This window comes from Pseudomonas sp. HN11 (assembly GCF_021390155.1).
Lineage (GTDB): Bacteria > Pseudomonadota > Gammaproteobacteria > Pseudomonadales > Pseudomonadaceae > Aquipseudomonas.
The window spans coordinates 6,134,645-6,150,566 of the sequence record NZ_CP089985.1 but is presented as its reverse complement, the minus strand read 5'-3'; the positions used below and the strand labels follow the sequence as shown (position 1 = coordinate 6,150,566).

The window sequence follows — 15,922 nt, the reverse complement described above, 5'->3', positions numbered from 1 at the left end:
GAGGAAGGGCTTCAAGGCTTCGGATTCAGCAGCAGGGTGTTTTTGATCGTTGCCCAGTGGACATTTTCAGCGTCGCCCAGAGGCTGGGCTTTGACATAGCTCAGGGCAAGCATCTGCTGGGTGCCCGGTACAACCAGCGCCAACTGGTATTGATAGATACGCTCGGCGCCCTTGCTGAACTGGTTATGTACTTCGATGGCATCGACATCCTGCGCCGCGCCCACGCGAACTACCTGCGCCGGTTGGTAGCGCAAGTCTTGCACCTGTTTCTCGAGTTTGACCAGTTGGCCTTCGAAGTTGCTTTGCAGTGTTTCACCATCGCCGAGCAGGCTACGGCTGACGATCAACGATGTGCCTAGCGCGGCGAACTTCAGGATATTGACGGACGCATCCTGCACCTCATCGCTGGGCAGTTTGAATTGCAGTTCATTGAGTCGATAGGTCATGAAACTAGGATCTCGTTATTGGCCGGAAGGCGGCTTTGGAAACATGGAATTGACGGCAGCGTCGATTTCGCCTTTGACCCCTTGGCCCATGGGCGTAGTGCCGCCCTTACCGCCAATGTTCAGGTGCAAGTTGCCCCCGGTGTTGATCTCGGAGCTGCCTTCGGAGTACACGTTAATCTGCACGCCGGTGAGGTTGATCTGCCCGCTGGCGTTGAGCTCCAGCACGCTCTTGCCACAGACCAGACGCAGGTTTTCACCCACTTCGATCAGATAGCTTTTACTGATGGCATCGGTCTTGCTGAACCCCACCATGAGCATGTCGTCATGCTTGACCGCACGCACGCGGTCGTTGCCGACCGTTACTACCTCGTCATGCCCAATGCTCTTATTCCGGTCATGCCCCACCGAATGGCTTTCATCCACCTCGACCACGATGTCTTGGTTACGCTCGGCATGGATATACAACTGCTCCAGCCCCTTCTTGTCCTCCATGCGGATTTCATTGAAGTTGGCCGGCGTGCCGCCCTTGCTGGAGCGGCTTTTCATGCCGCTCTGGGTGGCGTTTTCCGGCAGGTCGTAAGGCACGGTCTGCTCGGCGTTGTAGACCCGTCCGGTGATGATCGGCCGATCGGGGTCGCCCTCAAGGAAGCTCACGATCACTTCCTGGCCGATCCGGGGAATCTGCATCGAGCCCCAGTTCTTGCCGGCCCAGGCTTGCGAAACACGAATCCAGCATGAGCTGTTCTCGTTGGATTGGTCGTGACGGTCCCAGTAGAAATGCACCTTCACGCGGCCGTACTGGTCGGTCCAGATTTCCTCGCCTTTGGGGCCGACCACCAGCGCGGTCTGCGGGCCTTTGACGATAGGGCGGTGGGTGCTGGCCAACGGGCGGAAGCTCTGCTGGGCGTCGATGCAGGTGAGGCTGCTTTCGAACTGCGCCGAACCCGAGCCGCCGCCGCTTTCCAGGCTTTCCTGGACGATGTAGTAGCGGCAGCCGACGATCAGGTATTCGCGGTTCTGGTCCTGGCGGCTAAAGCCGGTGAGGCTGAACAAATGGCCCGAACCCAGGCCACGGGCGTTGCCGCTGAATTCGATCTGCTCATGCAGGGTCTGCAGGGCTTCAATGCGGGTGCGCGCATAGTGTTCGCCGTCCTCGCTTTGCACGTAGGTGCCGGGGTAATCGTACAGCGGGTAGTCGCCGGCGGTGTGCGGACGTGGCATGGCCGAGCGCACATCGATGCTGGCGCTGGGGCGCTGGAAGTCGTAGTCGTTGAGCTCCAGCGAACCGGGCTGCACCTCCTGCGCCAGGTGCCAGTTGTGCATGTGATCGCGCTCGCGCTGCTGCTCGTCCTTGGGGTAATACGGGATCGACGCGTAGCCCGGCACCGTGGTGTGGGCGCCGTAGGCGTCGGCCAGCACCAGCACATGGCGGTCCTGCTCGTGGCGGAAGAAGTAGTAAATGCCTTCCTGTTCCATCAAGCGGCTGACGAAATCGAAGCTGGTCTCGCGGTACTGCACGCAGTATTCCCACTCGCGGTACGGCCGGCTCAGGGCGTCTTCGAAGTCGGAAAACCCCAGGTCACGGAACACCTGCTTGATGATCTGCGGGATGCTCAGGTTCTGGAAAATCCGACAATCGGAGGTTCTGCTGAGCAACCATAGCCAAGGGCGCAGCGTCACCTGGTAACTGGCGAACTGGCCTTGGTCGATGTTCTGGCTGCACCGCGCGACGATGCCGTGGAAGTGCCGCTCACCACCGTCCGCCAGTTGCAGGCCCACGTTCATGGGTTTGCCGAGCAACTGGTTGAGGTCGATGTTGGCGTCCAGGGACGTCAGTTGCAGCTCATAGTTGAACAGCCTGCCCAGCTCCTCGCCGCCGCCCATTTCATTGAGCAGCAGCACATCCGGCCCGAGGGGGCTGGTGATCTTGGCCAGGCGTGAGGCTTGGTTGAATAGCATCGGTTAACCTGCAAATTGCGTAATAACTGTAGAAACCGAATCAAACTGTGGGAGCGAGCAAGCCCTCTCCCACAGTTTTGACCGCATTCCGTCAGGTCAATCGTTGAACTGGTAGTGCAATTCATTATCCCTGCTGCTGATCCGCACACCCGCCAGCGCCTTGCCTTCGAGCATGCGCGTGAGGAATTCACGGCTCATGTCCGGCAGCAGGCTGTTGGTGAGAATGGTGTCGATCATGCGCCCGCCGCTTTCGGTTTCGGTGCAACGCGAGACGATCAGGTCGACCACCGCCTCGTCGTAGTCGAAGGCCACCTTGTGCGTAGTCTCCACGCGCTTCTTGATGCGGTTGAGTTGCAGGCGGGTGATCGCCTTGAGCATCTCGTCGCTCAGCGGATAGTAAGGAATAGTCACCAGGCGACCGAGCAACGCCGGCGGGAAGATCTCCAGCAGCGGCTGGCGCAGGGCCTTGGCGATTTCTTCCGGCTCTGGCACGTTCGCCGGGTCTTTGCACACGTGGGAAATCAGCTCGGTGCCGGCGTTGGTGGTCAGCAGGATCAGGGTGTTCTTGAAGTCGATCACCCGGCCTTCGCCGTCCTCCATCACGCCTTTGTCGAACACTTGGAAGAAGATTTCATGCACGTCCGGGTGGGCTTTTTCCACCTCGTCCAGCAGCACCACGCTGTAGGGCTTGCGCCGTACCGCTTCGGTCAGCACGCCACCTTCGCCATAGCCGATATAGCCCGGTGGCGCGCCCTTGAGGGTCGACACCGTGTGGGCTTCCTGGAATTCGCTCATGTTGATGGTGATCACGTTCTGCTCACCGCCGTACATGGCTTCGGCCAGGGCCAGGGCGGTTTCGGTCTTGCCCACGCCCGAGGTGCCGGCCAGCATGAACACGCCAATCGGCTTGCTCGGGTTGTCGAGGCCGGCGCGGGACGTCTGGATGCGCTTGGCGATCATCTGCAGGGCGTGGTCCTGGCCGATGATGCGCTTTTTCAGGTGCTGGTCGAGGTTAAGCACGGTTTCCAGCTCATTGCGCGCCATGCGGCCTACCGGAATGCCGGTCCAGTCGGCGACCACGGAGGCCACGGCCTGGTAATCCACGGTGGGCAGGATCAGCGGGGTTTCGCCTTGCAGTTCGGTGAGACGTTGTTGCAGGGCGACCAGTTGGGCACGCAGTTCATCGTTGCCGCTATCTACCACGCCGGCTTTTTCACGCAATGTTGCACGGGTGGCGAGCAGTTCATCCACCAGGGCTTTCTCTTCGGCCCAGCGGCTTTCCAAGGTCGCCAGACGCTCACGCTCAGCGCTCAACAGCGCCTCGGTGTTGGTCTGGCGCGCACCAATCGCAATACCGATGGCATGCTCACGGGCGATGATTTGCAACTCGGTTTCCAGCGTCTCGATGCGACGGCGGCTGTCGTCCACTTCGGCCGGCACCGCGTGCAGGCTGATGGCGACGCGGGCGCAGGCGGTGTCCAGCAGGCTCACGGATTTGTCCGGTAACTGTCGCGCCGGGATGTAGCGGTGGGACAGCTTCACCGAGGCTTCCAGCGCCTCGTCGAGGATCTGCACCTGGTGGTGTTTTTCCATGGTCGAGGCCACGCCGCGCATCATCAGCAGCGCTTTGTCTTCCGACGGTTCGGCGACTTGCACCACCTGGAAGCGACGGGTCAGGGCCGGGTCTTTCTCGATGTGTTTCTTGTACTCGGCCCAGGTGGTCGCGGCCACGGTACGCAAGGTGCCACGTGCCAAGGCCGGCTTGAGCAGGTTGGCTGCGTCACCGGTGCCGGCGGCGCCACCGGCACCCACCAGTGTGTGGGCTTCGTCGATAAACAGAATGATCGGCTTGGGCGAGGCCTGGACGTCTTCGATGACCTGGCGCAGGCGCTGTTCGAACTCGCCTTTCATGCTCGCGCCGGCTTGCAGCAGGCCCACATCGAGGCTGCGCAGTTCCACGTCCTTCAAGGCTGGCGGCACGTCACCGGCAACGATGCGCAGGGCGAAGCCTTCGACCACGGCGGTCTTGCCCACGCCGGCTTCACCGGTGAGGATCGGGTTGTTCTGGCGACGACGCATGAGGATGTCGACCAGTTGGCGGATCTCTTCATCGCGGCCAACAATCGGATCGAGCTTGCCGCTGCGCGCTTGTTCGGTCAGGTCGACGGTGAAACGCTTGAGGGCTTCCTGCTTGCCCATCGCGCTTGGCGCCATGGCACCGCTGGCTTCACCGGGCACGGCACCGGCATTGAAACCGTCGCTGGCGCTCATGGCATTTTCCGGCGAATCACCGACGTATTCGTCGAAGCGCTCGCTCAGGGCTTCGGCCTTGATCTTGTCAAACTCGGAAGACAAGCCCAGCAGCGCATGGCGCAAGCTTGGGGTCTTCAAGATACCGAGTACCAGGTAACCGGTGCGCACCTGGCTTTCTCCAAACATCAGGCTGCCATACACCCAGCCACGCTCCACGGCTTCTTCCACGTGGGAGGACAGGTCGGTGATCGAGGTCGAGCCACGCGGCAAACGATCCAACGCTTCGGTCAGGTCGCGGGCCAGGCGCGCCGGCTCCACGTTGAACTGACGGATGATGCGGTGCAGGTCAGAGTCCTGCAGTTGCAGCAACTGGTGAAACCAGTGGGCCAGTTCCACATACGGGTTGCCCCGCAGTTTGCAGAACACGGTGGCGGCTTCGATGGCCTTGTAGGCCACGCTGTTGAGTTTGCCGAACAGTGCGGCGCGACTGATTTCACCCATGCTCTGGATTCCTTGAGGTGGTGGCGTGGTCGGCGTAGTGCCGAGCCAGGATTAGGTCGTTGGCGTCATGCTCGGGCTTGCCGAGCCAGGTGTTGAAGCCCAGGCGGAACTGGCCATTGAGTTGCAGTGCCGGCACTTCGGGTTGTTGCAGGACCAGGTTGAGGTCCCAGTCCAGTTCATGGCCCAGGTACTCGGCCACCCACGCCACCAGCTCGTTGAACGGCTGGTGGCCGGGCAGCATGCCCATGTAGTCATCCAGCTTGAGGGGGCCCAGGCGGATACGGAATTTGTGTTGGCGGTCCCACACGAAGCTGCCCAGGCAAAAGTCCACGCCCAGGCGGTTGGCGGTCACGCTGACGCGGCTGCGCTCGGGCAGTTCCAGCCATTGGCCGGCATACTCTTCAATCTCCACCGGCAGGCCGAAGTACTCGCCGAGAATGGTTTTCAGGCCGTCTGGATAGCGGGTTTGCGCCGAGAGGTGGCCGCTGTAGTGCAGCTTCGCGGTGTCCGGGATGAGCCCCTGATTCAGCAGGCTTGGCATACCCCGTCCACTCAAGGCGGCGAGGCGCGCGGACCAATAATCATCGTCCGGGCGGTCGTGGCTGACCGTCGGCCGCGCTTCGGCCCACGCCCGGTAGAACAGACTGAGCAGGCGATGGTGGAACACATCCAGGAACTGTTTGCTGGTGCTGTCGGCGTTATTGCGCTGACGCTCGCGCACATACTCGGTGATATGCAGCGGCAGCGGACCGTTGGGGCCGCCCAGGCCAAAGAAGAACTGCTCCAGCCGTGCCGGCTTGCCGCCACCACCGGGATCGACCGACGCCAGGGTGGCCGGCGCGAAGGTGCAATCGGCCTGCTGCCCCAGGCGCAACGGGTCATCCGCCAGGCGCAGGGAGTGGCCCAGCCGTGGCAGGTCCGGCGATTCGCACTCGATACGCCGCAGCGCCTGGAAGAAATCGTATTCCCAGGGTTCCTGATGCATTGCATCCAGGGTACTCACAGGGTCGGACGCCGTCCGGGCTTGGCTTTCCATCGCATGATCTCGCCGCGTTCGGTGGTACGGATCACCGTCTCGGTAAAACTGTTGATCGACACGTAGCGTGCCAGGAAGCGCTCCAGCACCGCACCGAGCAGGAACACGCCGGTGCCGCGAAACGCGTTTTCATCGAATTCCAAGGTGATTTCCAGGCCACGGCCAAACACGATCGGGCCGGGCATCGGCAAACGTCGTGTCACGGCTTTGCTGCTAACGTCGCGCAGGCCTTCGATCTGCAATTGCAGGGCAGCGTCGTTACTGTCGCCGTACAGGCGCAGCAGTTCGCGCAAAGCCGCGGCGCCCTGGCCCTGTTCGCTCAAGGACAGGTAGTTGAGCGAGAGCTGGCTGATCAAACGCCAGGCCTTGGCGTCGTGGGCGTGGCTGGCGCGTGGACGGCTCGGGCCTGCCACGCAACGCACGGACAGCACCGGGGCGCTGTCGGCCAGGGTGAAATCGGTCTTGCCGTTGCCAATGCTCATGAACAGGGGCAAGTCGCGGTTGGTGCATAGCGCGGTTACGCCGAGTTGGCGCAGGTCGTGGCGGTACGGCGATTGGCGGCTGTCCACCAGGCTGACAAAAGTCTCGCTGCCCACATAGGTGGATCGTGGGCCATGGCGGCGCTGGTCGCTGGACAACACGCGCGGCTCGCGGCGAACCGTGTAGTAGGCCTGGTCGCGGCCGTAGCGCGACGGATCACGCACGGCATAGAACGGCAAAAACGGTTGTTCCGGCCCGGTGCCATGGCCGGTGATGCCACTCAACGAATGAATCTCGAAATCCATCGGCCGTGTGCGGTCGGCGATCACGTGGTGTTCATTGACGCGGTCGGACAAGTGGATACGGTCCACGCGCTTGGGGAACAGGTTGATCGCCGGAGTGCAGAACGGCAGGAATTGCGCCGCGCCGACACTGCCTTCCAGGCTAGGCTCATGACGGTCGAACAATACGATCAGCTCCAGCTCCTGGCCGTCGCAGCGTTTGACTGCACGGCTCAGTTCCGCGAACTCGACGAACAGGAAGCGGTGGGGCAGGGCGAAGTATTCCTGCAGCAGGCGATAGCCCTGGAAGGCGCGTGCAACCACCGGCATGGCCGCGTCGGCATCGTCAAAACCACGGGAACGCAATGCATCCTGCGGCAGGCGCTCGACCCAATCGCCACCGGGTTTGCGGGCGAACACCGCGCAGGCATTGCCCAGCAGTTGCTCGTAGAGGCGGAACGGTTGCTCGTCGGCACCGCTGAGGTACAGCGGCAGGTTATCCAGGTCGAGGCTGTTGAACGGTAATTCGGCGCCTGTGCGCAGGGTCAGGCGCAGGCCGGCCTTGGCCTTCGGCTCACTGGCCGCCAAACGCCCGAGCACGGCGGCGGGGTTGCCGAAGTACTCGGCGTTGGCGACTTGCAGTGGCCACAGCGTCACCGGGTGAGCGGTGCGGTACTCGCAGCAGGTCTGGGTTTCGCGGCCCAGCGCAGCACGCAAAACGGTGTCGCGGGGCAGCGGGAAACCACTGGCCAGCGAGCCCTCGTCCGGGTCGGTCTGCAATTGCACAACGGTCATCGACGGCGTGGGCGCCAGGTAGTGCGGGTAGGCGATTTCCAGCAGGTTGTGGGTGAAGGTCGGGTACTCGGCGTCGAGCTTGAGCTGCACGCGGGCCGTGAGATAGGCAAAGCCCTCGAGCAAGCGTTCGACGTACGGGTCGGCGCAGTCCATGCCGGACAGGGTCAGCCGACTGGCGATCTTCGGGTATTCCTTGGCGAACTCGGCGGCGCTTTCGCGCACGTGGTGCAGTTCCTGGTTGTACAGCTCCAGCAGGCGCGGGTTCATGGGCGTCTCCGCTGGTCGGCATTCACCACACGCACATGGCCGGATTCCAGGTCGAGGTCGGTCTGCAGCAACAGGCGCAGCGGCACCGGCTGGGCCCACAGGTCGCCTTCGATCTCGAAACTCAGGGCGTTGTGATTCATCTCGCCATGGCCGACACGGGCCTTGACCCGCAGGGTATGGCGCAGGATGCGCGGCTCAAAGGTGGCGATAGCTTGGTAGATCAACGCTTCCAGGGCCTTGATATCGACACTGGAGACACTGTTGCCCGCCAGCGCCGGCAGGCCGTAATTGACTACCGAAGTACCGGCCGGGGTGTGCAGCGTGGCATCGGCATCGAGCAACGACGTGGTGTTGAGCAGCCACGCCAGGTCGCGCAGCACTGAGGCTTTCAATTGGGTCAGGGACAGCACGCGTTTGTCGGCGCTTTCCTTGGGATTGGTTGGATCGTCGTCCGTCAGCCGGTCCAGCAGGGACGGTTGCAGACGGTCGCGGGAAGCGATTTCAGTGACCACCAAAGCAGCTCCACGGACGGGTTGCGAGAAGGACAAAAGGCTGCACTTGAGACCGTAGTGCCGTGGCGCAGGGCCACGGCCCAAGGGCTATCAACGCTTGGTGTTGGAACGGATATTCCAGCCGAATTTGATCGCGCCGCCATCTTTGGTGCCGTCGGCTTTCTGCGGCTGGTAGTCGACCATCACTTGGGCAAAGTTCAAGGTGACGTTCTCGGTCAGGCGGTCATCGGTGCCCGAACCGCCGGTGCTCAGGGAGGTCACCAGTACTTCTTCCAGGTTGATCACCATGTACTCGACCTGGCTTTCGCCACCGGCCTTGCGCACGGTCAGCTTGACCTTGTCGATGTGCTTGCCGCTGGCGCAGTGCATCATCAGGTTCGGCGACGCCTTGTCGACGTATTTGGTCAGCGACAGGTCCTGGATATTCACCTTGCCCGCGCCGCCGCCACCGCCCACATGCATGTTGCCGGATTGGGCCATGCCCCAGCTCCAGTTCAGCACGTCGATTTCGTCCTTGTGGGCCTTGTCCATGGACTCGCCCTTGATGTCGCCGATCTTGATGAAAATATCAACAGCCATGTTTTCTCCCTGTGTGGTCTCAGCCACAGTGTTTGGTTTGTGTGGGAGAGGGCAAGCCCCCTCCCGCAAGAGCTAGCTCATCCGTGGTTTACGCGCTTTTCGCCGAAGGCAGTTTCGATACCAGGCGCAGCGACACTGTCAGCCCTTCGAGCTGGTAGTGCGGACGCAGGTAGAACTTGGAGTTGTAGTAACCCGGGTTGCCTTCGACTTCTTCCACGATCACTTCGGCAGCCGCCAATGGGTGCTGGGCCTTGGTGGTCTCGGTGGAGTGAGCAGGGTCACCGTCCACGTAGTTGAGGATCCAGTCCTGCAACCAGCGCTGCATCTCGTCCTTCTCTTTGAAGGAACCGATCTTGTCGCGCACGATGCACTTCAAGTAGTGGGCGAAACGGCAGGTGGCGAACAGGTACGGCAGGCGCGCGGCCAGGTTGGCGTTGGCGGTGGCATCCGGGTCGTCGTATTCGGCCGGTTTCTGCAACGACTGGGCGCCGATAAACGCGGCGAAGTCGGTGTTTTTCTTGTGCAGCAGCGGCATGAAACCGTTTTTCGCCAGTTCCGCTTCACGGCGGTCGCTGATGGCGATTTCAGTCGGGCACTTCATGTCCACGCCACCGTCATCGGTAGGGAAGGTGTGCGCCGGCAGATTTTCCACTTCGCCGCCGGACTCGATGCCACGGATGCGCGAGCACCAGCCGTAGTGCTTGAACGAACGGTTGATGTTCACCGCCATCGCATAGGCGGCGTTGGCCCAGGTGTATTTGGAGCTGTCGGCACCGTCGGTGTTTTCTTCGAAGGCGAAGGCCTCTACCGGGTCGGTCTTGGCGCCATATGGCAGGCGCGCCAGGAAGCGCGGCATGGTCAGGCCGATGTAGCGCGAGTCTTCCGATTCGCGCAGCGAACGCCAGCCGGCGTATTCCGGGGTGGTGAAGATCTTGGTCAGGTCGCGCGGGTTCGACAGTTCCTGCCACGAGCCCATGCCCATCACGGTCGGCGAGGCCGCAGCGATGAACGGGGAATGCATGGCGGCGCAGACTTTCGACAGCTCGCCCAGCAGCTCCACGTCTGGAGGCGACTGGTCGAAGTAGTAGTCGCCCACCAGGCAGCCGTAGGGTTCGCCGCCAAACTGGCCGTATTCTTCTTCGTACATCTTCTTGAAGATCGGGCTCTGGTCCCACGCGGTGCCCTTGAATTTCTTCAGGGTCTTGTGCAGGTCCGGCTTGGAGATGTTGAGCACGCGGATTTTCAGCTGCTCATCGCTTTCGGTGTTGTTGACCAGATAGTGCAAGCCACGCCAGGCGCTTTCCAACTGCTGGAAGTCCTGGTGATGGATGATCTGGTTGACCTGGGCGGTGAGCTTGGCGTCGATGGCGGCGATGATCGACTCAATCGACTTGATCGCGTCGTTGGACACCAGGTCAGTCTGGGCCAGGGCCTGTTCAGCCAAGGTGCGCACGGCGGTTTCCACAGCTTCGCGGGCGCGCTCGGTCTTGGGTTTGAATTCTTGCATCAACAGCGAGGCGAACTCGCTGGTTTCTTCGGTGGCGCCCAAATTGGACGCGCCTTCGCGAACGGTATTGTCAGCCATGATTACTGGTCCCCTGCAGGCTTGGGCGCGCTGGCAAGTGCCTGGAGCAGTGCCGGGTCCTTGATCGCCTTCATGATGATTTCTTCAGCGCCGGTCTTGCCGTCCATGTAGGTCAGCAGGTTGGCTAGCTGGGTGCGGGCTTCGAGCAGTTGGTTCAGCGAGTCGACCTTGCGCGCCACGGCGGCCGGGCTGAAGTCGTCCATGCTTTCGAAGGTGATGTCCAGGCTCAGGTTGCCTTCACCGGTCAACTCGTTCGGTACGTGGAACGCGACGCGCGGCTGCATGGCCTTGAGGCGTGAGTCGAAGTTGTCGACGTCCACTTCAAGGAACTTGCGGTCGGCCACCGGCGCCAAAGGCTCGGCAGGCTTGCCGGCGAGATCGGCCATCACGCCCATCACGAAGGGCAGCTGGACCTTTTTCTCGGCGCCGTAGAGCTCGACGTCGTACTCGATCTGCACCCGAGGCGCGCGGTTGCGCGCGATGAATTTCTGAGAACTTTGCTTCGCCACGTTGCTGCTCCTGGTCGCTTGAGCGACGGTGTTGTTACTGCACAGTCGGGCGGCTTACTCGCCGTCCGGGCCGCGCAGGTTTTCAAATTGGGACATGCCGTCGGGAATCAGATTGCGCACGATGGCCGCGAAGTCGGCGTGCACCAGATTCTTCGCCCGGTTCAACAGCACCGGCAGCGGGCTCGAAGGCTCGTGTCGGGTGTAGTACGCAAGGATCTTGTCGAGGCTGCGCAGCACGTCGTCACGGCTGGCAATATCGCCAACCGGGCGTGGTGCCGCGGGCGCAGCGGCGAAGTCGGCCGAGGGGGCATTGTCGTCACTGACGGCCTCGGGTTCGCTGCTGTCGGCGGTGCCGGGCACCGCTTGATTGAGGATCTGCAACGCCTGTTTGAGCGGTTGTTTCAAGGCGCTGAGGTCCACGCCCTGGGCGGAACCGACCTGATCGTTGACCTGCCGTTCGATGGCTTCGCACGTCGCACGCGCTGCAATCAACGCGTCACGGGTGGCTTGCAGTTGTTCGGGGTCGCTGTCGAGGAATGCGGCGTTGAGTTGCTGGGCGCCGAGTTGTTCATCGGGGAAGCTCAACAGGCCACTGGCGTTGAGCGCCGCGCGCAGAGTCACGGGGCCGAAGGTGCGCGAACGCGTGAGGATGCTCTCGCGCAGCAAGCGAATGTTGGTGTCGCAGGTCAGGCCGGTGAGGGCGTTGATACGCACGGTCGGGTCGTTGTCGTCGTCGGCATCCAGGCGCGGGTGCAGGTCGGCCCAGTAATCGCGCAGCAACGCGTCGATCAGCGTCAGCGCTTCGGCAAGGCCCGCGACACCCTGGAGGGCCAGGGCGCTTTGCAGCAGGAAATGGGTGATGCGCAGGTCTTTGCTGCGAGCGAGCAAGTCGAGGCTTTGCTGCTGGATGCTGCGCCACTCCGGCGGTTCAGCGGGCAGGATGGCATCGCCCATGCTGCGCTCGGGTTGGCCCTTGGCATCACGCTCCAACTGCAGAAATTGCGCGTCATACTCCATGTCTTCGCCACAGGGCGAAGTCGCGGAAACGGCGGTGAGCAGCAACGGCACATCCACTGAATTTGATCTCCCTATCAGCCCGTTAGATGACGGGCAATTCATGCATTAGTTGCGCGAGGAACTTTGCATGGTTTCTTGGTCATATAAGCAAGATGCCACTAATGTGCCATCACTGGTATTCAAGAAGTTGTGCATTTTTGGTGTAGTACTTATGCCTTGTCAAGGTAAGCTATTCGCCCTCTGTGACAGATGTGCGGTGCTTAACAACCTGCGCGACTGGTGGGTCGAACGTTGCACCGGAACAGGATTTTTGTCATAGAGCCCAGTTAAGATCAGCGATCATGCTGGCACTGGTAGGTTTAGACGGTCGATTGCTCGACCTGATGGCGATATCCCGGGAGGCGCTGTCCTGGGAATCGACCGCGCGCGAAGTATCAGCAAGGAGGCAAGATGTCGCTGTGTTTGACTATCACTAGTTATCACAAGATTACCCCTGGGCAGTGCTCCGAAAAGTCCATGAACCAGGGCGCGATGGCTATCGGCCGCAGCTTGGATAATGACTGGGTATTGCCTGATCCAGAGCGCCTGGTCTCCTCTCAACATTGCGTTATTCAATACAAGGATGGCCGTTATTATTTGACCGATAACAGCACTAATGGTGTGGAGTTGGTCAACGCCGGTGTACGTATGCGTCGGGGTAGCAGCGAGCCGTTGCAGGACGGTGAATTGATCCGTATCGGCGATTACGAGATCCAGGCGCGCATCGACTTCAACGTGCAGGCCGTCGACAGCCAGCCGTTTGCCGGTGATTCGCCCAACAGCTTTGAAGCGCTGATGGGGGCTGTGTCGAGCAAGCCCGCGCCAGTGCCGGTGATCGCGCCGCAGTTCCAGGGTGCGTCTTCAATGGACACGCTGCCGGACCTGTTTGATTTCCTCAGCCCCACCGCCGTGCCGCCGCCGACTGTGCCGGACCACGTGCCTTCCGAGCAACACGACTTTCGCCCACCGATGCCTGTCGCCGTGCCCGTGGCCGAGACGCCCGTCGTGTCGGGCTCGGTTATTCCCGAAGACTGGGACTTGTTTGGCGACACGCCAGCGCCCATTGCCAGTGCTCCGCCGCCGCCACCCACACCGCCGGTCATCCAGCCACCACCTGTAGTCGAGCCTGTGCTTCCCGTGGCAGACAGCCAACAACCTGATCTTCTGCAAGCGTTCCTGCGCGGCGCCGGCCTTGATCAACTGCGCCTGGACAAAGTCCAGGCCGAGGCCCAGATGGAGAACATCGGCCGCAGCTACCGCCTGATGGTCGAAGGCCTGATCGACGTGTTGCGCGCCCGTGCCAGCCTCAAGGGTGAGTTCCGCATGCAGCAGACCATGATCCAGCCCGCTGAAAACAATCCGTTGAAATTCGCCCCGAATGCCGACGAAGCGTTACTGCTACTCCTGCGCCACGGCAACCAGGCGTTTATGGCGCCGGATGCCGCCGTACGCGACAGTTTCAATGACCTGCGTGCCCACCAACTGGCGGTGATGGCTGGCGTGGAAGCCGCGATCAAACACCTGCTTGGCCGCTTCGAACCGGCACAGCTGGAAGAGCGCATGGGCAAGCCGGGCGGGCTCTCGAGTATTTTCAACGGCTCCCGTCAGGCCCAGTACTGGCAGCAGTTCACCGAGCTCTACAGCAATATTTCCCGCGAGGCCCAAGAAGATTTCCAGGATCTGTTCGGCCGCGAATTCAGCCGGGCCTACGAAGAACACAGCGCACGACAGCGTCGGTAACGCCGCGCCGCAACACATGGATCAACGGATAGCTAAACACGTCATTGAGGACGCAGGATGATTCCCAGGTTTTTACTCGCAGTCGCCACCTTACTGCTGCTGACGGCGTGTGCCAAAGACGCCGCCAACCCCGAAACAGTTGCCGAGGCTGAAGCGGATACGGCCGCCGTCGAGCTGCACTTTCACGCGATCAACGGGCTCAACCCCGGTGCCAACGGCCAGGCCGCCCCGGTGCGGGTGCGCATCTTCGAGCTGAAAAATGCCGCCACTTTTTCCCGCTCCGATTACTTCGCACTGGCCGACCGCGCCCAATCCACACTCGGCCTGGACCTGCTGGACCAGGACGAAGTGATGGTGCAGCCCGGCGAGCAACTGAGCATCCAGCGTGACCTCGACCCGTCCACGCGCCAGATCGGCTTGCTGGTGGGCTATCGCGAGTTGGACCGCGCGCAATGGCGCACGGTGATCAACGTGCCCGCACGCCAATACACCGAATATCAGATCAGCCTCGATGTGCGTGCCGTGCGCGCCGACATCGTGGCCTCCCCATCCAGCCCTGCCCAATAAGAAGCAATCGGAGCCCCCATGTCCTGGAACAATCGCGTGGTCTGGTCGGAAGGCATGTTCATCGGAACGCAGCACTTCCAGCAGCATGACCGTTACCTGGAAAACTTGATTGATGCCCGCAGCCGCCCCTTGTCTGCCGGGGCTTGGGGCTTTTCCGAATTGCTGATCGACCAGGGCCTGCTGGCCCAGGGCAAGCTGGCGATCGTGTCGGCGCGTGGCCTGCTGCCCGACGGCACGCCGTTCAATATCCCCCAGGATGACCTGGCGCCAAGCCCGTTGAACATCGATGACAACCTGCGCGACGGCCTGGTGTACCTGGCCCTGCCGCTCAAGCGTGCCGGCGCCCGCGATACCGTGGAGGAAGGCGAAGCCCTGGAAGCCGCGCGGTATGTGAGCCAGGTACGCGAAGTGCGTGATGACAACGCGCCGTTCGAAAACCGCGCCCCGGTGGCCGTCGGCTCCCGCGCCCTGCGCTTGCTCACCGCCCAGGATGGCATCAGCGACTACGCTGCCATTGGCCTGGTACGCATCAAGGAAAAACGCGCCGACCGCGCGCTGGTACTCGACGACACCTACATCCCACCCGTGCTGGACGTGGCTGCAAGCAAGCCGCTGACTGCATTTCGCAGCGAGCTACTCGGCCTGCTGCACCAGCGCGGCGAAGCCCTGGCGGGGCGCGTGGTGGCCTCGGGCGCCGGTGGCGCGTCGGAGATTGCCGACTTCATGCTGCTGCAACTGGTCAACCGAGCGCAGCCACTGATCCAGCATTTGAGCCAGTTGAGCCCGCTGCATCCGGAGCGCTTCTTCAGTGAACTGGTCAGCCTGGCCGGTGAGTTCTCGACCTTCTCGACCTCGGGCCGTCGCCCCCAGGAATACCCGCAGTACCAGCACGACGACCTGGCCCTGAGCTTTTCCCCGGTGATGGCGGCGTTGCGCGAAGCGCTGTCGATGCTGATCGACAGCAAGGCCACGCCGATCCCGATTGTCGAGAAAGCCTACGGCGTCCACGTGGCGATGCTGGCCGACAAGACCCTGCTCGACAACGCCAGCTTCATTCTGGTGGTGCGTGCCGATGTCCCCGGCGAAACCCTGCGTGCGCGCTTCGGCCAGCAGAGCAAAGTCGGTTCGGTGGAGCACATCCGCGACCTAGTCAACCTGCAACTGCCGGGGATTGGCCTGTTGCCTCTGCCGGTGGCGCCACGCCAACTGCCGTACCACGCCGGCTCGACGTATTACGAGCTCGATCGCGGCAGCGAGCATTGGCAACAACTGAGCAATTCCGGTGGTTTCGCCTTCCATATCGCCGGGCAGTTCCCGGGCTTGAACCTGGCCTTCTGGGCGATCCGAGGATAATCC

13 protein-coding genes are annotated in these 15,922 nt (G+C 62.0%); 3 read left to right on the top strand and 10 right to left on the bottom strand.

Translation table 11 applies throughout. From position 1 onward, the window contains the following. Nucleotides 1–11: 11 nt before the first annotated feature. From LVW35_RS28330 to tssA, 10 genes are all read right to left on the bottom strand, one after another. Nucleotides 12–446 carry a DcrB-related protein gene (locus LVW35_RS28330; protein WP_233892988.1) on the bottom strand — a complete coding sequence of 145 codons (435 nt, stop codon included), beginning with the start codon at nt 444–446 and terminating at the stop codon, nt 12–14. A 15-nt stretch (nt 447–461) separates the two neighbouring features. After that, entirely contained in the window at nt 462–2,405 is a 1,944-nt protein-coding gene (locus LVW35_RS28325) for a type VI secretion system Vgr family protein (RefSeq protein WP_233892987.1), read from the bottom strand. 96 nt (nt 2,406–2,501) lie between these two features. Continuing rightward, a complete protein-coding gene (gene tssH, locus LVW35_RS28320) occupies nt 2,502–5,159 on the bottom strand; it encodes a type VI secretion system ATPase TssH (RefSeq protein WP_233892986.1) in 2,658 nt (885 codons plus the stop codon). Further along, nucleotides 5,152–6,195, bottom strand: a complete 1,044-nt coding sequence (gene tssG, locus LVW35_RS28315; RefSeq protein ID WP_233892984.1) for a type VI secretion system baseplate subunit TssG — start codon at nt 6,193–6,195, stop codon at nt 5,152–5,154. The genes tssH and tssG overlap by 8 nt, the downstream gene beginning before the upstream one ends. Then, nucleotides 6,159–8,018 (bottom strand): type VI secretion system baseplate subunit TssF, encoded by a 1,860-nt coding sequence (gene tssF, locus LVW35_RS28310; protein WP_233892983.1) that lies wholly within the window; start codon nt 8,016–8,018, stop codon nt 6,159–6,161. The genes tssG and tssF overlap by 37 nt, the downstream gene beginning before the upstream one ends. Next, the gene (gene tssE, locus LVW35_RS28305) at nt 8,015–8,530 is read right to left on the bottom strand and encodes a type VI secretion system baseplate subunit TssE (RefSeq protein WP_005792513.1); all 516 of its coding nucleotides are present in this window, start codon (nt 8,528–8,530) and stop codon (nt 8,015–8,017) included. The genes tssF and tssE overlap by 4 nt, the downstream gene beginning before the upstream one ends. A gap of 90 nt (nt 8,531–8,620) precedes the next feature. After that, nucleotides 8,621–9,109 (bottom strand): Hcp family type VI secretion system effector, encoded by a 489-nt coding sequence (locus LVW35_RS28300; RefSeq protein WP_005792512.1) that lies wholly within the window; start codon nt 9,107–9,109, stop codon nt 8,621–8,623. Between the two features lie 88 nt (nt 9,110–9,197). Further along, nucleotides 9,198–10,694 carry a type VI secretion system contractile sheath large subunit gene (gene tssC / locus LVW35_RS28295; RefSeq protein WP_233892982.1) on the bottom strand — a complete coding sequence of 499 codons (1,497 nt, stop codon included), beginning with the start codon at nt 10,692–10,694 and terminating at the stop codon, nt 9,198–9,200. A 2-nt stretch (nt 10,695–10,696) separates the two neighbouring features. Continuing rightward, nucleotides 10,697–11,203, bottom strand: coding sequence for a type VI secretion system contractile sheath small subunit (tssB, locus tag LVW35_RS28290; RefSeq protein WP_010207547.1), 507 nt, complete (start codon nt 11,201–11,203; stop codon nt 10,697–10,699). Between the two features lie 54 nt (nt 11,204–11,257). Further along, complete coding sequence (gene tssA, locus LVW35_RS28285) at nt 11,258–12,277, bottom strand: type VI secretion system protein TssA (protein ID WP_233892981.1); 1,020 nt, start codon at nt 12,275–12,277, stop codon at nt 11,258–11,260. Nucleotides 12,278–12,670: 393 nt separating this feature from the next. Between tssA and tagH the strand changes: the two genes are divergently transcribed. Genes tagH through tssK form a run of 3 tightly spaced genes read left to right on the top strand, consistent with a single transcriptional unit; the run spans nt 12,671 to nt 15,919 of the window. Further along, complete coding sequence (gene tagH / locus LVW35_RS28280) at nt 12,671–13,999, top strand: type VI secretion system-associated FHA domain protein TagH (RefSeq protein WP_233892980.1); 1,329 nt, start codon at nt 12,671–12,673, stop codon at nt 13,997–13,999. Nucleotides 14,000–14,056: 57 nt separating this feature from the next. Further along, a complete protein-coding gene (gene tssJ, locus LVW35_RS28275; protein ID WP_233892979.1) occupies nt 14,057–14,566 on the top strand; it encodes a type VI secretion system lipoprotein TssJ in 510 nt (169 codons plus the stop codon). A gap of 18 nt (nt 14,567–14,584) precedes the next feature. Continuing rightward, entirely contained in the window at nt 14,585–15,919 is a 1,335-nt protein-coding gene (gene tssK / locus LVW35_RS28270; protein ID WP_233892978.1) for a type VI secretion system baseplate subunit TssK, read from the top strand. Nucleotides 15,920–15,922 lie beyond the last annotated feature (3 nt).